This is a genomic window from Mesorhizobium japonicum MAFF 303099 (assembly GCF_000009625.1).
GTDB classification, from domain to species: domain Bacteria; phylum Pseudomonadota; class Alphaproteobacteria; order Rhizobiales; family Rhizobiaceae; genus Mesorhizobium; species Mesorhizobium japonicum.
On record NC_002678.2, the window covers coordinates 2675717 to 2695712 of the forward strand.

At 64.2% G+C, this 19996-nt stretch carries 22 protein-coding genes; 16 read left to right on the forward strand and 6 right to left on the reverse strand.

Annotated elements, in window-relative coordinates:
- Window positions 1-41: 41 nt before the first annotated feature.
- From MAFF_RS14055 to MAFF_RS14075, 5 genes are all read right to left on the reverse strand, one after another.
- Entirely contained in the window at window positions 42-1676 is a 1635-nt protein-coding gene (locus MAFF_RS14055; RefSeq protein ID WP_044548333.1) for a copper resistance CopC/CopD family protein, read from the reverse strand.
- A gap of 55 nt (window positions 1677-1731) precedes the next feature.
- Window positions 1732-2250, reverse strand: a complete 519-nt coding sequence (locus MAFF_RS14060) for a YcnI family copper-binding membrane protein (protein WP_044550915.1) — start codon at window positions 2248-2250, stop codon at window positions 1732-1734.
- A 39-nt stretch (window positions 2251-2289) separates the two neighbouring features.
- Entirely contained in the window at window positions 2290-2829 is a 540-nt protein-coding gene (locus MAFF_RS14065) for a copper chaperone PCu(A)C (RefSeq protein WP_010911588.1), read from the reverse strand.
- 97 nt (window positions 2830-2926) lie between these two features.
- Window positions 2927-3283: a DUF2946 family protein gene (locus MAFF_RS14070; RefSeq protein ID WP_010911589.1), complete on the reverse strand. Its 357-nt coding sequence runs from the start codon at window positions 3281-3283 to the stop codon at window positions 2927-2929.
- A 122-nt stretch (window positions 3284-3405) separates the two neighbouring features.
- On the reverse strand, window positions 3406-4308 hold the full coding sequence (locus MAFF_RS14075; protein WP_032933779.1) for a GntR family transcriptional regulator: 903 nt from the start codon (window positions 4306-4308) through the stop codon (window positions 3406-3408).
- Between the two features lie 253 nt (window positions 4309-4561).
- On the opposite strand from MAFF_RS14075, the gene MAFF_RS14080 reads away from it, so the two are divergent.
- The 6 genes from MAFF_RS14080 to MAFF_RS14105 all read left to right on the forward strand — a co-directional run bounded on the left by MAFF_RS14080 (window position 4562) and on the right by MAFF_RS14105 (window position 12220).
- The gene (locus tag MAFF_RS14080; RefSeq protein ID WP_010911591.1) at window positions 4562-6067 is read left to right on the forward strand and encodes a UxaA family hydrolase; all 1506 of its coding nucleotides are present in this window, start codon (window positions 4562-4564) and stop codon (window positions 6065-6067) included.
- 62 nt (window positions 6068-6129) lie between these two features.
- Window positions 6130-7128, forward strand: coding sequence for an aldo/keto reductase (locus MAFF_RS14085; protein ID WP_010911592.1), 999 nt, complete (start codon window positions 6130-6132; stop codon window positions 7126-7128).
- Window positions 7129-7458: 330 nt separating this feature from the next.
- Window positions 7459-8454, forward strand: coding sequence for an ABC transporter substrate-binding protein (locus MAFF_RS14090; RefSeq protein WP_010911593.1), 996 nt, complete (start codon window positions 7459-7461; stop codon window positions 8452-8454).
- A gap of 166 nt (window positions 8455-8620) precedes the next feature.
- Complete coding sequence (locus MAFF_RS14095) at window positions 8621-10174, forward strand: sugar ABC transporter ATP-binding protein (RefSeq protein WP_044548334.1); 1554 nt, start codon at window positions 8621-8623, stop codon at window positions 10172-10174.
- Complete coding sequence (locus MAFF_RS14100) at window positions 10171-11139, forward strand: ABC transporter permease (RefSeq protein WP_010911595.1); 969 nt, start codon at window positions 10171-10173, stop codon at window positions 11137-11139. Before MAFF_RS14095 ends, MAFF_RS14100 begins: the two co-directional genes overlap by 4 nt.
- 64 nt (window positions 11140-11203) lie before the next feature.
- Window positions 11204-12220 (forward strand): zinc-binding alcohol dehydrogenase family protein, encoded by a 1017-nt coding sequence (locus MAFF_RS14105; protein WP_010911596.1) that lies wholly within the window; start codon window positions 11204-11206, stop codon window positions 12218-12220.
- A gap of 15 nt (window positions 12221-12235) precedes the next feature.
- On the opposite strand, the gene phnF is transcribed toward MAFF_RS14105, so the two are convergent.
- Window positions 12236-12985 carry a phosphonate metabolism transcriptional regulator PhnF gene (gene phnF / locus MAFF_RS14110; RefSeq protein ID WP_010911597.1) on the reverse strand — a complete coding sequence of 250 codons (750 nt, stop codon included), beginning with the start codon at window positions 12983-12985 and terminating at the stop codon, window positions 12236-12238.
- 120 nt (window positions 12986-13105) lie between these two features.
- On the opposite strand from phnF, the gene phnG reads away from it, so the two are divergent.
- The 10 genes from phnG (at window position 13106) to MAFF_RS14160 (ending at window position 19778) form a co-directional block, all read left to right on the forward strand.
- Window positions 13106-13567, forward strand: a complete 462-nt coding sequence (gene phnG / locus MAFF_RS14115) for a phosphonate C-P lyase system protein PhnG (protein ID WP_010911598.1) — start codon at window positions 13106-13108, stop codon at window positions 13565-13567.
- A complete protein-coding gene (gene phnH, locus MAFF_RS14120; protein WP_010911599.1) occupies window positions 13567-14178 on the forward strand; it encodes a phosphonate C-P lyase system protein PhnH in 612 nt (203 codons plus the stop codon). The genes phnG and phnH overlap by 1 nt, the downstream gene beginning before the upstream one ends.
- Before the next feature lies 1 nt (window position 14179).
- Complete coding sequence (locus tag MAFF_RS14125; protein WP_010911600.1) at window positions 14180-15292, forward strand: carbon-phosphorus lyase complex subunit PhnI; 1113 nt, start codon at window positions 14180-14182, stop codon at window positions 15290-15292.
- Entirely contained in the window at window positions 15289-15708 is a 420-nt protein-coding gene (gene fosX / locus MAFF_RS14130) for a FosX/FosE/FosI family fosfomycin resistance hydrolase (protein ID WP_010911601.1), read from the forward strand. The genes MAFF_RS14125 and fosX overlap by 4 nt, the downstream gene beginning before the upstream one ends.
- Entirely contained in the window at window positions 15705-15977 is a 273-nt protein-coding gene (locus tag MAFF_RS37690; RefSeq protein ID WP_080511859.1) for a hypothetical protein, read from the forward strand. Before fosX ends, MAFF_RS37690 begins: the two co-directional genes overlap by 4 nt.
- Window positions 15978-15982: 5 nt before the next feature.
- Window positions 15983-16882 (forward strand): alpha-D-ribose 1-methylphosphonate 5-phosphate C-P-lyase PhnJ, encoded by a 900-nt coding sequence (locus MAFF_RS14140; RefSeq protein ID WP_010911602.1) that lies wholly within the window; start codon window positions 15983-15985, stop codon window positions 16880-16882.
- Window positions 16879-17655, forward strand: a complete 777-nt coding sequence (phnK, locus tag MAFF_RS14145; RefSeq protein WP_010911603.1) for a phosphonate C-P lyase system protein PhnK — start codon at window positions 16879-16881, stop codon at window positions 17653-17655. The genes MAFF_RS14140 and phnK overlap by 4 nt, the downstream gene beginning before the upstream one ends.
- A 2-nt stretch (window positions 17656-17657) precedes the next feature.
- Window positions 17658-18365, forward strand: a complete 708-nt coding sequence (gene phnL / locus MAFF_RS14150; RefSeq protein WP_010911604.1) for a phosphonate C-P lyase system protein PhnL — start codon at window positions 17658-17660, stop codon at window positions 18363-18365.
- The gene (locus MAFF_RS14155; RefSeq protein ID WP_010911605.1) at window positions 18362-18979 is read left to right on the forward strand and encodes a DapH/DapD/GlmU-related protein; all 618 of its coding nucleotides are present in this window, start codon (window positions 18362-18364) and stop codon (window positions 18977-18979) included. Before phnL ends, MAFF_RS14155 begins: the two co-directional genes overlap by 4 nt.
- 88 nt (window positions 18980-19067) lie before the next feature.
- Window positions 19068-19778, forward strand: coding sequence for a DUF1868 domain-containing protein (locus MAFF_RS14160; protein WP_044548335.1), 711 nt, complete (start codon window positions 19068-19070; stop codon window positions 19776-19778).
- The last annotated feature ends 218 nt before the right edge of the window (window positions 19779-19996 follow it).

The window sequence follows — 19996 nt, forward strand, 5'->3', positions numbered from 1 at the left end:
GTTGCACAGCGCAGACGTTCGACAACGTTCACATCTGTCGGCTACGGCCGGATGTCCACAGGCGCTTCGATCTTCACCATCTTGAAATCCGAGACCAGAATGTCGATGCGCACCGTCCAGCGGCCGGGAACCGGGATGACGAGGTTGTCGACACGCCAGCTGCCGTCGCCGGGCTTGGTCGCCGCGCGCTTCAGCGGCTCGATGCCTGAATCGGGCTTCGACAGCACCAGCGTCACCTCCTTGGCGTCGAGCGGCCCGAAATCACCGGTCATGATGATCATCGAGGCAGCGACAGGCCCGGCATGGCCTGGCGTGATGCTGAGATCGGCCATCGCCTCCAGCGCGTGGATGTGGACCGAGACCGGCTGCGCCGCCGCGATCGCCAAAGCCCGTGGCGGCGGCGTGAAGCGCCAGCCCGCGGCAACGCCGAAGATCGCCAGCACGATCAGAATTTCGACGCCGATCGAACGGGTGAGCCTGCGCTGCACCTCCGTGGCGCCCGCCTCGGCTGAAGCAGTGAGTTTCCATCGATTGACCGCGGCCAGCGTGAAGAGGAAGACCAGCAGCGCCAGCTTGACCAACAGCAGCCGGCCATAGGCGGTGCCGACCAGCGCCGAGGTGGTTTGCACCTGGATGACGGCGATTACGACGCCGGCCGCGGCAAGCACGGCCACGACAGGCAGGATCGCCGAGGAGAAGCGGCGCAGGAAAGCGACGGCGCCAGCCGCCTGGCGCTTCAGCGCGAAACCGAGCGGCACCAGCGCGCCGGCCCAGAAGGCAATGCCGATACCGTGCACGAACACCAGCGGCCGCGTCAGCCATTGCGGTTCGGCCGCGCTGGCGTGGCCGCTGGCGGCAAGCGCGACGCCGACGCCAGCCAGGCCGGCGAGCGCCAATGGCCTGGCGAGGACACGCGGTCCGGCCAGCGACAGCAAAGCGAGACCCAGCGCCGTCAGGGCGACCAGCACCGTCCAGCCGAAGGAGGTGCCGAGCCCGGTCCGCCAGATCACCGGCTGTGCCAGATGGGAGAGCGGCGCTCCGAGCGCATCGAGCCCCTGAAAGCCGAGCGACAAGGGTGCCGCCACGAGCCCGCACAGGATCGCGGCCGTGACAAAACGCTGACCGACGCGTCCGTTGCCCGCCAGCCAGGCAAGGGCGAAGGCGCCGCCGACGCCCAGGAAAAGACCGATGTAGAGAAAGACCTTGCCGATCCAGATCGACGACCGCAGCGGCCAGTCGACGGCTTCGGACACGACGGGCGGCTCGGTCGGCGCACCGATGGAAAACAGCAGCGAACCGCCGACCGGGTGGCCGTCGGCGGAAATGACACGCCAGCTCAGCACATGCGTGCCGGATTTGAGCGCCTGCGGATTGTCGATCTCGAGCGTCTGGTCGGTGAGCCGAAAGGATGTCAGCGCAACCGGCGTGCCGTCGGGCTTCACCAGCGTCAGCACCAAGGGCGAAACCGGTTCGCTGAAGGTCAGTGAGAACTGCGCCGGAGCCTGCGCCAGGACGGCACCGTCGGCCGGGTCGGTCTTGATCAGCGCGGCATGGGCAACGGCCGGACTGGTCGAGGCCATGACCATAAGCGCCATGAGCACGGCCAGCAGCCCGCCGGCAATCCGACCGACGCGCTTGCCGTTGGTATCGACCATCCGGGAGGATATTGCGGTCATGCCATGCCACGAGGATGCGGCGCGCTCCGGCAAGCGGAGCGCGCCAGGGGAGAAACTATTTCTTCGGTGTGAGCTTGATGCCGGGCGCCGGTGTCTCCAGCGCGTCTTCATCCTGCCCCGCCGCCGGGATCTCGATCCAGCGGTCGGCGGCATCGCCGCATTCCTGCACCACCGGGAAATAAAGCTTCTGGCCGACGGGCAGATCCGCCGTCAGCGTCGCGCGGAAGACGAACTCGTCGTAGAATTCATCCGGCAGATTGCCGCCGCTCCAGTCGACTTCCTTGACGCCGTCGCTCACCGCCTGGCCATAGAGCTGGTAGGATTTTTCAAATTTGCCCTTCTTGGTCTGCAGCGTCCAGCCGGATTTCGGCATCGGCTTCACTGCGATCACCCCTTCCGGAATCTGCACGCGCACGGCGGTCGTCGCCTTGCCGTCGCAACCATGCGGCACCCGCAGCACTGCCTTGTAAGTCGAGCCGACCGCCGCTTCCTGGGTTTCCAGCGTGATATGCGCGAAGGCGGTATTTGTCCCCAAAGTCAGTGTCGCGCCGGCAGCCAAAAGATACTTGTTCATCATGGTCCCTCTAGAATCTTGATCGGTACGATGGCCGGTTCAGTCGTTGTCTTCTTGAGGCGCCGCGCTGCCCATGGCCTGCACGGCGAATTTGATCGTCACCGTCCCTGCCTTTTCGAAGGTCAGCGTGGCGGCGAACATCTCGCCTTGCTTGGGTGGCTGCTTCAGATCCATGAACATCACGTGATAGCTGCCGGGGCCCAAAACGACCTTGCCGCCGGCTGGAATCTCCAGGCCGCCGACAACGGGCCGCATGGTCATGACGCCGTCCTTGACACCCATCTCATGCAGTTCGGCCTTGTCCGAGATGTCGGACGAAATCGATAGCAGCCGGTCCGGCGCGCTGCCGTTGTTTGTAATGGTTAAATAGCCGCCGGCAACCTTGGCGCCGGCCGGCGTGGCGCGTGACCAGGGATGGCCGATCTCGATATCGCCGACCTTGAACTCATGCGCCAGGACAGACTGTGCGCCGGCGAGCATGATCGCCAAGGCCAGCACGGCAGTGCCGAGACGCTCCTGGACGCGGGACAGAATGCGGCTGAACAGAGTGCCCGCCGCTATATCGGAAAAATGGGACATGGTTGCTCCATGAAGTGATGATCGCGCCGTCGCCGGTCGCGAGCCGTTTGGTCGTTGGATGGGTGCGCCCGCGAAAGGTTCCGCCGGGCAAGCAAGCTCAGGCCGCAAGTGGCGGCGCGCGGGGGTTCGACGGCGAGCGTTCGCGCGCGAAGTCGAGATGAATGCTCGCGGGAAAAACGAACGCGACCGCTTCAAAGGAAAGGCTGGCCAGGGCCAGCCCGGCATCGGGCAGCGGCGCAAAGGCGGATGAAAACATGCTGCAGCCAAGCATGCAGCAGGCCGGCAGATGGGACGGGTGCTGGTCACCGCCGGGAAGCTGGGTGGCGCCGTCGCGGGTACAGATGACATTGCCGAAGGCGTCGAGTTGCGCGGCATTCGGCCCGGTAGCAAAGGCGAAGGCGCCGAGCGTCGACTGGAGCAGCAGCAGGCAGGCCGCGACAAACGCGGTCGGCATGCTCCAGCGTCTCCCCCGGCGGTTCAAGCCATCTGCCTCTTCAAGCAATTCCTGGAAGGATACCTATCATGGCGGCGGCAGGTCGAAAATCGCCAATTCGATGCTGCGGCAACGCGGCGCGATCAGGATTTCAGCAAGGGCCGGCTTTCGGGGATGGAGGTCAACAGCGTGTGGCGCGCCGATTTCAGGTGCTTGCGGCAGGCGGCGTCGACCTTGCCGAGGTCGCGCGATTTGAGCGCCTCGATATAGGCAAGGTGCTCGCCGACCGCGACTTCGTTGCGCTCGCGCTCCTGCGCCTTGTTCCACTGGTAGTGGTAATGGAAGATCATGGCGATGACGTCGTAGAAATCGACGATGAAACGGTTGTGCGAGGCCCGGTGGATGAGCCGGTGGAAGCGCTCGTCCAGCTCGGAAAACGCGTTGAAGCGCGTGGCGATCTCTCGCGCCAGCAGACGATGTTCGTCCTCCAGGCGGTCGAGATCGGCCCAGACCGGGCTGTCCTGCGGCAGCGCGGCGAAGGCAGCCGCCGAACGCAGTTCGAACATCTCGCGGATCTCGGTCAGTTCGAGCGCGAAAGCCCGCGTAAAACCCTTCAGCACCCAATGGCTGTTGCGGCGCTTCTCTATCAGGCCGAAGCGCGAGAAGCGGATCAGGAACTCGCGCACGCTGGTGGTGCCAACGCCGATCTCGCGCGCCAGTTCGAGTTCGTTGATTTGCATGCCGGCCTCGGCGCCGCCGGCGAGCAGGCGCCGCATGAACGACCGCTCGATGATCTCGGCCAGTGTGTCGGTCTCTTCCTCGGGGAAGAAATCGTCGGGACGCGGGTCGCGAAGCACCGTCTTGGCGCGCTTGTTCCAGGCGATCAGCCCGGTTTCCTCCATGCGCGCCAGGATGCTGCGCACGGTCGTGCGGCTGACGCCGAGCAGCGTGCCCAATTCCGGTTCCGACGGCAGGCTGCGCGTTTCGTCGAGCAGCCTGAGGCACCTGTTATAGGCGTCCTTGTAGACGTTGTTGCTCTTGGACATCCCCTGACCCATTCATGCCGGCGCTTGCGGCGGCCGGCTTGAAGCGCAATATGACGTTCCCATGACCCTGAAAAGCAGGAATCGCTTTCGCCGGGGCACGGTCCATTGTTTGCAGCGCCGCCGCCAGCCAGAGGCGTGCGGAACGCCTGCGAAAAAACAATTGACGCAAAACTGTTTTTTCACGATAAAAGACATTAACTCTTAACAGGCGCGTGTCAATCCGCGCATCCCAGGATCACCCAGGAAACCGCCCGTGAACGTCTCGAACACCATTCTTCTGTCCCCCGCCGACAATGTCGCCGTTGCCAATGGCCGTATCGAGATCGGCACGGCTCTGCCGGGCGGCGCACTTGCCACCGCCGTCATCGAGCCCGGCCACAAGGTGGCGATCAAGCCGATTGCCGCCGGTGAAGCCGTGGTCAAATATGCCCAGGCGATCGGCCGCGCCACGCAGGACATCGCGCCGGGCGAGCATGTCCATTCGCACAATCTGGTGTTCGAGGCCGGCCGCCTTCCGGTGGTGCCGCCGAGCGAGGCCGAGCATGCGACAGCGGCCGACCGCGCCCGTACTTTCATGGGCTATCGCCGCGCCGATGGCCGCGCCGGCACGCGCAACTTCATCGGCATCATCGCCAGCGTCAATTGTTCGGCCACGGTCTGCCATTCCATCGCCGACACCGCCAACCGGACCTTGCTGCCGAAATATCCCGGCATCGACGGTTTCGTGCCGATCGTCCACGGTCAGGGCTGCGGCATGAGCGGCACTGGCGACGGCATGATGGTGCTGCACCGCACGCTTGCCGGCTATGCCCGCCACCCGAATTTCGGCGGCGTGCTGATGGTCGGCCTGGGATGCGAGGTCAACCAGCTCACCCTCTATGGCCAGAAGGGCGCCGCCGCCGGAAAACGCCATTTCAACATCCAGGACGCCGGCGGATCGCGCAAATCGGTGGAAAAGGCGATGGGCGTGCTGGCCGAAATCGCCGAGGAAGTCGGTCAGTTGAAGCGCGAGCCGATCCCGGTCAGCGAGATCGTCGTCGGCCTGCAATGCGGCGGCTCCGACGGCATGTCGGGCATCACCGCCAATCCGGCTCTGGGGGCGGCCGTTGACATTCTGGCCGGTGTCGGCGGCATCGGCATCCTCTCCGAGACCACGGAAATCTACGGCGCCGAGCATCTGCTCGCCTACCGCGCCGCGACGCCCGAGATCGCCAAGAAGCTCGATGGCTATGTCAAATGGTGGGAAGATCACGTCGCCAAGCATGGCGCCTCGATCGACAACAACCCCTCGCCTGGAAACAAGCGCGGCGGCCTCACCACCATCCTGGAAAAGTCGCTGGGCGCGGTCGCCAAGGGCGGACAGACGCCGCTCAATGGTGTGTTCGGCTATGCCGAGAAGGTCACCGGCAACGGACTGGTGTTCATGGACACGCCCGGCTACGACCCGGTCTCGGCCACCGGCCAGGTCGCTGGCGGCGCCAATGTCATCGTCTTCACCACCGGCCGCGGTTCCTGCTTCGGCTGCCGGCCGACACCGTCGATCAAGATCGCCACCAACTCGACCATGTATAACCAGATGGAAGAGGACATGGACGTCAATTGCGGCGTCATCGCCTCGGGCGAAAAGACCATCGCCGGCATGGGCCGCGAGATCTTCGAACTCATCGTCGAGACGGCTTCCGGCCGCAAGACCAAGAGCGAGGATTTCGGCTATGGCGACAACGAGTTCGTGCCCTGGCATCTCGGCGCGACGCTCTGAATTCAACTGAAATGTGGTAGAACTGCCGGGCTGGACAACGGCCGGCAACGGGGAGGGTTTGCATGAAAAAACGCCGCATCGGCAAGACGGCGCTCGAGGTCACCGAAGTCAGCTTCGGCGGCGCCGCGATCGGCGGCCTGTACCGCGCCTGTCCACGCGAGGCGGCGATGGAAACGCTGCAAGGCGCCTGGGACGCGGGCTTGCGCTATTTCGACACCGCGCCCTTCTATGGTTTCGGCCTGTCGGAACGGCGCTTTGGCGATTTCCTGCGCTACAAGCCGCGTGATTCCTACGTGCTGTCCACCAAGGTCGGACGCCTGTTCCGCCCGGTGCCTGAAGACCAGGTGCCCGATCACTCCTATGTCGATCCGCTGCCCTTCGCGCTCGACTACGATTATTCCTATGACGGCATCATGCGGTCGGTCGACTTCAGCTATGCGCGGCTTGGGCTGAACAAGATCGATATCCTGTATGTGCACGACATTGGCGCCTACACGCATGGCGTCGAGAAGAACAAGCTGCACTTTCGCCAGTTGATGGATGGCGGGCTTAAGGCGCTCGAGGAGTTGAAGCGGGCCGGCACGATTTCCGCCTACGGTCTCGGCGTCAACGAAGTCCAGATCTGCCTCGACGTGATGCGCCGGGCGCCACTCGACTGCATCCTGCTCGCCAGCCGCTATTCCTTGCTCGACCGCAGCGCCGAAGCCGAACTGCTGCCGCTGTGCCGGCAGCAGCAGACATCGCTGGTGATCGGCGGCGTGTTCAACTCCGGCATATTGGCGACCGGGCCGGTGCAAGGAGCGCATTTCGATTACCAGCCCGCCGGCCGCGATATACTCGATCGGGTCGACACCATGGAAAAGATCGCCGGCGAAGGCGGTTACCCGCTGGCCGCTGCGGCCTTTCAGTTTCCCCTGCACGAGCCGACGGTCGCCACCGTGCTGACCGGCACCGCCAAACTGGCAAACCTGACACGCAACCTCGAACTGCTCGACACCGACGTGCCAGGGACGGAATACGCCAAATATCGTCCCTACACGGTCGTGCAGAGCCTGGCGTGAAACCGGCGTCCACCAGCCTTGACGGAAGAGGCTCGACTTCACAAACGCGCGACTCCACAGAAAGAATGAACGTTCCATATTGACTAATGAATGGAATTAATATTCCATGTATTCACGAAACGGGAGCGTTCGGCTGCGTCCAGGGAGGAGCGGCGCGTGAATGTGTCAGTGCCTGAGATGGGGATCAGGTGCGAAACACCGCTTGCATCGTCCAGATCGATGCACTATCAAAACAGCGTAAATGTTTTTTATTGATAAAGTTCTGTTTGGGCCACGCCTATCCGAACGGAGCTTCCGTAACGTTCACCGGGCGACTTAGGGAGGAATCCTATGAAATTCGTGACCAGCATTCTCAACCGCCGCGCCGTGATGGCTCTGGCAGCAGCATCGATCCTCGCCGGCGTCATGCATTCGGCGCCGGTTTCGGCGGCGGACGTGACCATTCCGATCATCGTCAAGGACACCACGTCCTTCTACTGGCAGATCGTGCTCGCCGGCGCCCGCAAGGCCGGCAAGGATCTCGGCGTCAACGTGCCGGAACTCGGCGCCCAGGCTGAAACCGACGTCAACGGCCAGATCTCCATCCTCGAGAACGCCGTCGCCGGCAACCCGGCCGCCGTCGTCATCGCGCCGACCGAAGCCAAGGCGCTCGGCAAGCCGATCGACGAGGCAGCGGCCAAGGTCAAGGTCATCGGCATCGACTCCGGCGCCGACTCCAAGGCCTTCACCTCGTTCCTGACCACTGACAACGTCCAGGGCGGCCGCGTCGCCGCGGACGGTCTTGCAGCAGCCATCGGTGCGGCCAATGGCGGCAAGGTCGAAGGCAAGGTTGCCCTGATCACCGCACTGCCTGGCGCCGGCTCGCTCGAGCAGCGCGCCCAGGGCTTCAAGGAACAGCTCAAGGCCAAGTACCCCGGCCTCGAGCTGATCGCCGACAAATATGCCGACGGCCAGGCCACCACCGGCCTCAACATCGCGACCGACCTGATCACCGCCAATCCGGACCTGAAGGGCATCTTCGCCTCCAACCTGATCATGGCGCAGGGCGTCGGCCAGGCGATCGCCGAGAACAAGCTTGCCGGCAAGGTCGGCCTGATCGGCTTCGACAGCGACGAGAAGCTGATCAAGTTCCTGAATGACGGCGTCATTTCCGGCCTCGTCGTCCAGGACCCCTACCGGATGGGCTATGACGGCATCAAGACCGCGCTCGCCGCTTCGAAGGGCGAGAAGGTTGAGGCCAATGTCGACACCGGCGCCAACCTTGTCACCAAGGCCAACATGAAGGATCCCAAGATTGACGCGCTGCTCAATCCGAAGCTCAAGTAAGCAACGGTAGAGACGCACAGTTTCCGGGGCCTCGTGCCCCGGAAACGACAGCGATATCGCTTGGAAATCCGGCAGCCTGGGCTAGGTTGCTCTGGCGGGCATTTCGAATGCCTGCCGCGTGCCAGATCGTGAGGCCAATCTGGGAAGCCAATCAGGGAGGATTGTCATGACATCGACGGCGCAAGACCTGCACCCTGCCCCCGTGCTCGAGCCCGGCAGGACGATCCTCGAACTGCGTGGCCTCGAGAAGAAATATCCGGGCACCCATGCGCTGAAGCCGGTGACACTGGCCTTCAAGTCAGGCGAAATCCACGCCATCGTCGGCGAGAACGGTGCCGGCAAATCCACTCTGATCAAGCTTCTGACCGGCGTCATGCCGCGCACCTCTGGCGATGTCATCTGGGAAGGCAAGCCGGCGGCGCTGGCGACCCCGCATGAGGCGATGGCGCTCGGCATCAATGCCGTGCACCAGGAAGTCGTGCTCTGCCGTCATTTGACCGTCGCCGCCAACATGTTCCTCGGCGAGGAGAATTCGCGCTTGGGCATCCTGCAGCAGCGCGCCATGGTCAAGGAAGCGCAGAAGATCATCGACGATCTCGGCTTCGATCTGCCGGCGCATGTCGTGCTCGGCGACCTCACCATCGGCCAGCAGCAGCTGATCGCCGCCGCTCGCGCCACCGTGCGTGGTACCAAATTCCTGATCTTCGACGAGCCGACCGCCTACCTCACCCGCAAGGAGGCCGACCAGCTCTTCACCCTGATCCGCCGCCTGAAGTCCGAGGGCGTGACGATCATCTACATCAGCCATCGCATGGAGGAAGTCTTCGAGCTCGCCGATCGCGTCTCCGTGCTGCGTGACGGCACGCTGGTCGGTACCAGAAACATCGCTGAGACCAACGATGCCGAACTGGTCAAGCTGATGATCAATCGCTCGATCGAGCAGGTCTATCATAAGGAGCACTTCACGCCGGGTGCCGCGATCGTGGAAACGAGGAACCTGTCGGGCAAGGGCTTCGAAAATGTCTCGATGACGGTCCGCGCCGGCGAGATCGTCGGGCTCTACGGGCTGATCGGCGCCGGGCGCAGCGAATTCGTCACCACGCTCTACGGCCGCCATCGCAAATCGGCCGGCCAGATCCTGTGGGAAGGCAAGCCGGTTCAGGTCAATTCGGAGCATGACGCGATCAAGCTCGGCATGGCGCTGGCGCCGGAAAGCCGCCGCGATCAGGGTCTCTGTCTCAATTTGCCGGTCGGCCTCAACCTCAACCTGCCGATCTACAAGCGCATCTCCAAAAACATGTTGATTTCCGGCGCGCAGGAGAAGACCCAGGCCGACCGCCAGATCGCCGATCTGCGCATCAAGACGCCGACACGCCACGCGCTGGCCTCCAGCCTGTCGGGCGGCAATCAGCAGAAGATCGTCATCGGCAAATGGCTGGCGCATGGCGCCAAACTGTTCATCTTCGACGAGCCGACAGTCGGCGTCGATGTCGGCACCAAGGCCGAGATCTACCGCCTGTTCGGCGCGCTCTTGTCGAAGGGCGCCGGCATCATCCTGATCTCGTCCTATCTGCCGGAAGTCTATGAACTGGCCGACACGCTGCATGTGTTCCGCCGTGGCAAGCTGGTGGCGACACACGGATTCCGCACCGCCGATCACGAGGAAATTCTCACACAGGCGCTCGCCGAGAAACAAGAAAAGCTGGGAGGAAAGATATGAGCACCGAGGCGATTGCTGCCGAAAAACCCAAGCGCAATTACAACGCACTGTTCGGGCTGACGCTGCTGGCGCTGCTGGTGTTGCTCTGGGTCATCCTGTCGCTGTCGACATCGAGCTTCGCCTCGGCCAACAACATCTCGAACCTTTTGCGTCAGGGTTCGATGATCGCCATCCTGGCGGTCGGCCAGACCTTCGTCATCATCACCGGCGGCATCGATCTGTCCGTCGGTGCGGTGGTCGGCTTCGCCACCGTCATTGCCGCGATGCTGATCAATGCCGGCATACCGGTCTTCCTCGCCATCCTGATCACGCTGCTGGTCGGCGTTGCCATCGGCCTGTTCCACGGCTTCGGCATCGTCAAGATGGGCCTGCCGCCCTTCATCATCACGCTGGCGACGCTGACCTCGCTGCGCGGCATCGGCCTTCTGATGACCAACGGCAACTCGATCTCCATCAACAATGATGCCTTCCAGGAATTCTCGCGCAACTCCTTCCTCGGCGTGCCCAATCTGTTCTGGATGGTCATCCTGGTCGGCATTCCGGCCTATATCTTCCTGCATCACAGCCGCTGGGGCCGCTACCTCTTCTCGGTCGGCTCCAACGCCGAGGCCTCGCGCCTCTCCGGCGTCAATGTCCAGCGCACCATCTACATGGCTTACACGCTGTCGGGCCTCTGCGCAGCCTTTGTCGGCGTGCTCCTGGCCTCGCGCATCGGCATCGGCAACCCGACCCAGGCCGAGGGCTGGGAATTGCAGGCGATCGCGTCCTCGGTCATCGGCGGCACCTCGCTGTTCGGTGCGGTCGGCTCGGTGCACGGTCCGCTGCTCGGCGCCTTCATCCTCGCCACCATCAACAACGGCGCCAACCTGCTCAACGTCAACGCCTTCTGGCAGCGCATCATCACTGGCGTGCTGATCATCGTCATCGTCTATTTCGACGGTCTGCGCCGCCGCGGCGGCAAGTGACCACTGCTGAAATCGATCTCCGGCCCGGCGTGAAGACGGGTCGGAAACCCAACTGGACTGAAACATGAAAGCCGTTATCTGCCGCTCGCCCGGGGAACTCGTCCTGGAAGACCGCCCCGCGCCCGGCGCGCCTCCTGCCGGCTGGGCGCTGGTCGCCGTCAGCCATGTCGGCATCTGCGGCACCGACTACCACATTTTCGAGGGCAAGCACCCGTTTCTCGCCTACCCCCGCATCATGGGCCATGAAGTCTCCGGCACCGTCATCGAGACCGGCGAGGGCCCCGACCTTGCCATTGGCGAACCGGTCGTCATCAACCCCTACCTCTCCTGCGGCAAGTGCATCGCCTGCCGGCACGGCAAACCGAATTGCTGCGTCAAGATCGAGGTGCTGGGCGTCCATCGCGACGGCGCCATGTGCGAACGCATTCTTGTCCCGGCGCAGAATCTCTATCCGGCCAATGGCCTGTCGCTGGCCGACGCCGCCGCTGTCGAATTCCTGGCCATCGGCGCGCATGCGGTACGTCGCGCCCGCGCCGATTCTGGCGCCCGCGCGCTGGTCATCGGCGCCGGCCCGATCGGGCTCGGCAACGCCATCTTCGCCCGCATCGCCGGGCTCGACGTGACGCTGCTCGACATGAGCAGTGAACGCCTCGCATTCGCCGAAAACGAACTTGGGTTCAGTATCCTCGACGGCTCGCGCGGAGCGGTGCCAGACCTGGTCAAGGACGCGACATCAGGCGAAGGCTTCGACGTGGTCTTCGACGCCACCGGCAACACCCGGTCGGTGCAGTCGGCCTTCGCCCATGTGGCGCATGGCGGCACACTGGTGCTGGTCAGCGTCGTCAAGGACGACATCGTCTTTTCCGATCCGGAATTCCACAAACGCGAAATGACGCTGGTCGGCAGTCGCAATGCCTTGCGTGCCGATTTCGATCATGTCGCTGCCTCGATCCGAAACGGCGCGGTGCCGTTGGCCAAGCTCGTCACCCACCGCACCACGCTTGCCGATACGCCGAGCGATCTCGCCCGCTGGGCGCACGAGAAATCCGGCCTGATCAAGGCCGTGATCGAGATCGGATAGTCGGCAGAATCCGGCTCACAGCGCCGACAATTTCAACTCCACCCGTTCCGCCGGAAAGCGCGACTCCGAAAACTGGATCGGCTGGCCGTCCGGCGTGATGTTGACGGCCACCGTGACCAGCACGATGGCGCCTGGCTGCAGGTCGAGGTCGGCGAGATCGGCCGCATCGGCATGGCGCGCCGACAGCACGGTCGATTGCCTGAGATAATCGTCTATACCGAAGCGGGCCAGCGATGCAGTGATCGAGCCAGTCTCAGCCATCGCCTTGTCGATGCCGGCAAAGCGCCTGGCATCGAACCAGCCGGCAGCGCGCGACACAGGCCGCCCGTCGGCCTCACCGCGTGTCTCCAGCCGGATCACCTCGGCGCCCCTGGTCAGGCCAAGCCCCTCGGCGACGCGCTGGCTGGCCGGCTCGACCGACGAGGAGAGCAGCACGATATGCCGTTCCGAGGTCTGCCCTTGCAGGCCGGTCGAAAAGCGTGTGCGCGCGCCGATCGGATAGGACAACCGCTTGCGCGACAGGACGAAGGTGCCCCGCCCCTGCTCGGCCCGCAGCACCCCTTCCTGCACAAGCGCGGATATGGCGCTGCGCACCGTGTGGCGATTGACGCCATAGCGCTCGGCCAGCGCCACCTCCGGCGGCAGCGCGGCATTCTCGGCGAAATCGCCAGTGGCGATCGCCTGCAGGATTCTGTCGGCGATCTGCCGCCACAGGGAGACACCGCTGCGCCGCTCGATGCTGTCGGCTTCCTGTTGCCCGATCATGAATTGCCCCCGGCTTTCCGCCCCTGTCATCCACCCGTCATGGACTCGCGTTAGGTAATATGTATAATTTGTATAATTGTCTATATCAATAGACAAATTTAGCAAAGAGGAATGCTGCTGATGCGAGGACAGGAAGCCCGCGACCAGGCCGAACGCAAGGCCGCCATGGCGACGCTGGCGCAATCGAGCGGCGACGACATCGTCCGGCTCTGGAACGAGGCCGGCCTGCCGTCGCAAGCCGAGCTGCTGCGCGGCCCCGAGACCGGGCTGGTGACGCTGCGCGGCCGCATCGGCGGCGGCGGCGCGCCGTTCAATATCGGCGAGGCGACCGTCACCCGCGCCACCGTCCGGTTGCCATCCGGACAGGTCGGCCATTGCTACGCGCTTGGCCGCGACAAGCAGAAGGCGAAGCTGGCGGCGATAGCCGACGCGCTCTGGCAGGACCCTGCCCGCCGCGCCGAGGTCGAGACCAGGCTGATCGCGCCTTTGAGGTCGGCGATCGCCACTGCCCAGGAAAAACGCCGTGCCGAGACGGCGGCAACGAAGGTGGATTTCTTAACCATGGTTCGCGGAGAAGACTGATGGACATCGCAGCGCAATCGATCGAGGGCGGCTTTGCCGATCCGGTCTTCGACGCCCAGACAGTGTTTCGCGCGGTCATGGACGCGATGGCGCGGCCAGGCAGCGTGCAGCCTCTGCCGGCTCTTGCCCGTCCGCCCGCGCCGCTCTCGGCAACCGCTGGCGCCGTGGCACTGGCGCTGTGCGACAACGACACGCCGCTTTGGCTCGACCCGGCCCTGCACACCTCCGCCGTGATCGGCTCCTGGCTTGGCTTCCACACGGGCGCGCCGCTCGCCAACACGCCTGCCGACGCGCATTTCGCCTTTGTCGCCACGCCGGCCGAGATGATGGCGCTCGACGGCTTTGCGCAGGGAACGCAGGATTATCCCGACAGGTCGACCACCCTGATCCTGCAAGTCAGCGACCTCGTTTCAGGCACTCCGTTGCTGCTGGAGGGCCCCGGCATCGAAACCAGCGCCGCGATCGCGCCGGCACAGATGCCACGTCATTTCATCGAGCAGTGGAAGCAGAATATCCAGCGCTTTCCGCGCGGCGTCGACATCATCCTCGCCACCGCTGAAGGCATAGCCTGCCTGCCGCGCACCACGCGCATCAAGACGATGGAGGCATAGGATGTATGTCGCGGTAAAAGGCGGCGAAGCCGCTATTGCCAACGCCCACAGCCTGCTTGCCGACCGCCGGCGCGGCGACCGTTCGGTGCCGGCCCTGCGCCTCGACCAGATCGTCGAGCAGCTGGCGCTCGGCGTCGACCGGGTGATGAGCGAAGGCTCGCTCTATGACCGGGAGCTCGCCGCACTCGCCATCGTCCAGGCGCGTGGCGACATGATCGAGGCGATCTTCCTGGTACGCGCCTATCGCACCACGCTGCCCCGCTTCGGCTACAGCAAGCCGATCGACACCGGCGCCATGCTGGTAGAGCGACGCGTCTCGGCAACCTACAAGGACCTGCCCGGCGGCCAGTTGCTCGGCCCGACCTTCGACTACACGCACCGGCTGCTCGACCCCGAGCTTGCCGCTGGCGCCAACGTCGCCGCACCCTTGCGGCGCGAGACGGAAGCGCAGGCCATGCCGCGTGTCTCGGCGATCCTCGCCCGCGAAGGCCTGATCGAACCGGATGGCGAGATGCCGCAGGACCATGTGCCCGGCGACATCACCCGCGAGCCGCTGGAATTCCCGATGGCGCGCGACATCCGCCTGCAGGCGCTGTCGCGTGGCGATGAGGGTTTTCTCCTGGCGCTCGGCTATTCAACCCAGCGCGGCTATGCCCGCAACCATCCCTTTGTCGGCGAAATCCGCATTGGCGAGGTCGAGCTGGAACTCGATGTCCCCGAACTGCCCTTCGCAGCCCCCCTCGGCACGGTGCGGGTCACCGAATGCCAGATGGTCAACCAGTTCAAGGGCTCGGCCAAGGCGCCGCCGCAGTTCACCCGCGGCTACGGCCTCGTCTTCGGCCAGAGCGAGCGCAAGGCGATGGCCATGGCGCTCTGCGACCGGGCGCTGCGCGCCTCCGAGCTCGGCGAGGACATTGTCGCCGCCGCCCAGGATGAGGAGTTCGTCATCTCACATTCCGATAATGTCCAGGCGACCGGTTTCGTCGAGCATCTGAAGCTGCCGCACTATGTCGACTTCCAGGCCGAGCTGGACCTCGTGCGCCGCATGCGCGCCGAATATGAGGCCCGTGAAAACCCCACCAGGGTGGAAGAAAAGCGGGAGGCCGCGGAATGATCGAAGGCCTGTCCCACATGACCTTCATCGTTCGCGACCTCGAGCGAATGACAAGGATACTCGAGGGCGTCTTCGACGCGCGCGAGGTCTATGCCAGCGACACCGAGCAGTTCTCGCTGTCGCGCGAAAAATTCTTCCTGATCGGCGACATCTGGGTCGCCATCATGCAAGGCGAGAAGCTGGCCGAGCGCAGCTACAACCACATCGCCTTCAAGATCGATGACGCCGATTTCGACCGCTATGCCGAGCGCGTCGGCAAGCTAGGCCTCGACATGCGCCCGCCGCGCCCACGCGTCGAGGGGGAAGGCCGCTCGATCTATTTCTACGACGACGACAATCACATGTTCGAACTGCATACCGGCACGCTCACCGAGCGGCTGGCGCGCAAAGCCAAGGGGTTGGAGGCTGCGCAATGAACTTAGTGCCCGCCCCCGTGGCCGCCACCGTCGTGGGAATGACCGCCATAGCTATCATACCCGGAGTAGCCGCCACCTCCGACGCCCATGGATTCACCTTGAGAGCCCTCTTTGGGAGCGGGAAAAACCATGCGCCGAAGGAAAAAGAGAACGACGCCGGCGAACACCGCCAGCACAATTCCGAGATGCATCCATCCGGTCGAGTTCATCTGAATTCGCCCCTGTTTCCGCGTCCTGGACGCCAATTCGATACCACAATGTGGATGTGATCGCCATGACCGACATCGCCACCTACAACTTCGCCTATCTCGACGAGCAGACCAAAAGGATGATCCGCCGGGCGATCCTCAAGGGCATCGCCATTCCTGGATACCAGGTGCCGTTCGCCTCGCGCGAAATGCCGATGCCCTATGGCTGGGGCACTGGCGGCGTCCAGGTCACAGCCTCGATCATCGGTCCCGACGATGTGCTGAAGGTCATCGACCAGGGCGCCGACGACACCACCAACGCGGTATCGATCCGCGCCTTCTTCAAGAAGGTCGCCAATGTCGCTGTCACCACCAATACCGCCAGCGCCACCATCATCCAGACCCGCCACCGCATCCCCGAACATCCGCTGACCGCGGGCCAGGTGCTGGTCTACCAGGTGCCGATCCCCGAGCCGCTGCGCTTCCTCGAACCACGCGAGACCGAGACGCGCAAGATGCATGCGCTTGAGGAGTATGGCCTCATGCATGTGAAGCTCTATGAGGACATCGCCAAGCACGGCCGCATCGCCACCACCTATGCCTATCCGGTCAAGGTCGAGGGCCGCTATGTGATGGACCCCTCGCCGACGCCGAAATTCGACAATCCCAAGATGCACCGCTCGCCGGCGCTGCAGCTGTTCGGCGCCGGCCGCGAAAAGCGCATCTACGCGGTGCCGCCCTTCACCGATGTCGTCAGCCTCGATTTCGAGGATCATCCGTTCGAGGTGCAGACCTTCGACCAGCCCTGCGCGCTGTGCGCGGCCGAGAATGTCTATCTCGACGAGGTCATCCTCGACGACCATGGCGGCCACATGTTCGTCTGTTCCGACACCGACCATTGCGAGAAGCGGCGCGAAGAGGGCCATCGCGGCCATCTTGCCCCGGAAACCCACCTTGGCTCCGAAAAAATGGAGCCGGCACAATGACCGACGAACCGCTGTTGCGCGTCTCGGCGCTCTCCAAATTCTACGGTTCGCGCGTCGGCTGCGACAACGTCTCCTTCGACCTGTGGCCGGGCGAAGTCCTGGCTGTCGTTGGCGAATCCGGTTCCGGCAAGACGACGCTGCTCAACTGCCTGTCGACGCGGCTCTTGCCCTCCTCCGGCACCGCCGGCTACCGCATGCGCGACGGCCAGTTCCGCGAGCTGTACCGCATGAGCGAGGCCGAGCGCCGCTTCCTGATGCGGACCGACTGGGGCTTTGTCCACCAGAACCCTGCCGATGGCTTGCGCATGACGGTGTCGGCCGGCGCCAATGTCGGCGAGCGGCTGATGGCGGTCGGCGACCGCCACTACGGCAAGATCCGCGCCACGGCCGTCGACTGGCTGTCGCGCGTCGAGATCGAGCAAGACCGTATCGACGACGAGCCACGTGCCTTTTCCGGTGGCATGCGCCAGCGCCTGCAGATCGCCCGCAACCTCGTCACCGGCCCACGGCTGGTGTTCATGGACGAGCCGACCGGCGGCCTCGACGTCTCGGTGCAGGCACGCCTGCTCGACCTGCTGCGTGGACTGGTCACCGATCTCGGTCTCGCGGCCATCGTCGTCACTCATGATCTCGCCGTGGCGCGCCTGCTGTCGCAGCGCATGATGGTGATGAAGGACGGCCGCGTCGTCGAAAGCGGCCTCACCGACCGCGTGCTCGACGACCCGCGCGCGCCCTATACGCAGCTTCTCGTTTCTTCCATTTTGCAGGTGTAACGATGCCAACCCCGCTCGTTGTTTCCGACGTCGCCAAGAGCTTCACCATGCATCTGCGCGATGGCATCAAACTGCCTGTCGTCGCCGCTGTCTCGTTCTCGATCAAGGCGGGAGAATGCACCGTGCTCGGCGGCCCGTCCGGCGCCGGCAAGAGCTCGATCCTGAAGATGCTTTACGGCAACTATGCCGTCGACGAGGGCCAGATCATCGTCAGGCACGAGGACGGACTGATCGATCTTGCCAATGCCAGCCCGCGCACCGTGCTTGCCGTTCGCCGGCAAACGATCGGCTATGTCAGCCAGTTCCTGCGCACGGTGCCGCGCGTCTCGGCGCTCGACGTCGTCGCCGAACCGCTGGTCGAGCGCGGCGAGGAGCGCGAGGTTGCACGCGGCAAGGCACGCGCGCTGCTGGCGCAGCTTAACCTGCCGGAAAAACTCTGGGCGCTGCCGCCGGCGACCTTCTCCGGCGGCGAGCAGCAGCGCGTCAACATCGCGCGCGGCTTCATCACCGAGCACCCTATCCTGCTGCTCGACGAGCCAACCGCCTCGCTCGACGCCACCAACCGCGACGTGGTGATAGAACTCATCGCCGCCAAGAAGGCGGCGGGCGTCGCCTTGCTCGGCATCTTCCACGATCATGATGTGCGCGAGGCGGTAGCCGACCGCATCATCGACGTCACCGCTTTTGCTCCAGGAAAACTCGCCGCATGACCAGGAAATTGTCAGAGACGCCGCTGGTCCACCCGACGGCGGAGGTGCACAATTCGACGCTCGGCCGCTGGACCGAGATCGCCGACCGCAGCCGGGTTTCGGAAAGCGAACTCGGCGACTATTCCTACATGATGCAGGATTGCTCTGTCTGGTGCGCGACAATCGGCAAGTTTGCAAACATTGCCGCCTCGGTGCGCCTCAACGCCACCAACCACCCGACCTGGCGGCCGACGCTGCACCACTTCACCTACCGCGCCTCGGACTATTGGGACGACGCCGAGCACGAGAGCGAATTCTTCGCCCAGCGCCGCGCCAAGCGCGTCACCATCGGCCACGACACCTGGCTCGGTCACGGCTCGACCGTCCTGCCGGGAGTCACTGTCGGCGATGGCGCGGCGGTTGGTGCCGGAGCGGTCGTCTCGAAGGATGTCGCGCCCTACACCATCGTCGCCGGCGTACCGGCCAAACCGATCCGCGAGCGCTTCGACCGCCGCACCGCCGAACGCTACCAGGTGCTTGCCTGGTGGGACTGGGACCACGCGCGGCTGCGCGCGTCGCTCGAGGATTTTCGCGAGCTGTCGGCAGAGGCATTCCTGGAGAAATACGGGGGATAGTTCCTCACATCATCGTAATCAGGGGGGGCCCGTTCATATCCCTGACACAGGACTCGGACAGGACGCCATCTCCCCCAAGGAGATCGCCATGCTCGACACCGTCAAACCCTCGCTCGCCGGATTCTTTGCCGGCTCCAACCCGGCCACCCCGGCGCATCTCGGCACGCGCTACGACATCTCAGGTAATTTCCTGACCGAGCCCGGCAACACGGTTGTCAGCCATCTCGTCAGCGGCTCGCCCTCCGAAGCCGTGGTCCTGGAGATCCGTGAGCGGATGCTCGCCATGCCCGATGCCGACCGTCTGGCTTTCACCCCTGTTTCCAGCCTGCATATGACGCTGTTCCAGGGCATCATCGAATATCGTCGCCGCTTGCCCTACTGGCCGCAGGACGTGCCGCTAGACACCAGCATCGACGCCATGACCCGGCTCTATCTGGAGCGCCTGAAGGGCTTCGAGGGCTTCGGCCCGTTCAACATCAAGGTGGTCGAGGTCGTGCCGACCGGTCTCACCGTGGCAGGTGCAACCGACGAGGATGTGCGCATCATGCGTCAATGGCGCGATGCGCTGGCGGTGCCGTTCGGCTACCGGCACCCCGATCATGACGCCTACGTCTTCCACATCACCTTCGCCTATCAGATCCAGCGCCTTGCGGATGACCGTGCGGCAGCGTGGCAGGCTCTATTCGACGATTGCCTGGCGCTTTTCGCAAGGCAGGCACCGATAATCGAGATCAAGGCGCCCTCCTTCTGCGCTTTCCGCGACATGAAGCATTTCGAGGAATTGCTGGTGCTCGGCTGATCGACGGCCAGGCACCAATGCATGTCGCCCGAAAGCGGCCCCGGTCTTGGGAGAACGACATGCATAAAACAAAGACCCGAAGCGCGTCGCATGAATTCGTTTCCGCGCGACGCGCTTCAGCCGTCGCGCCTGTGGAGCGTAACAAAACTGACATGCTGGCGACACGGCAGGTTCATGTGGCTGCGCTAGGCGAGAGCCTGATGATCAATAAGGTCCGG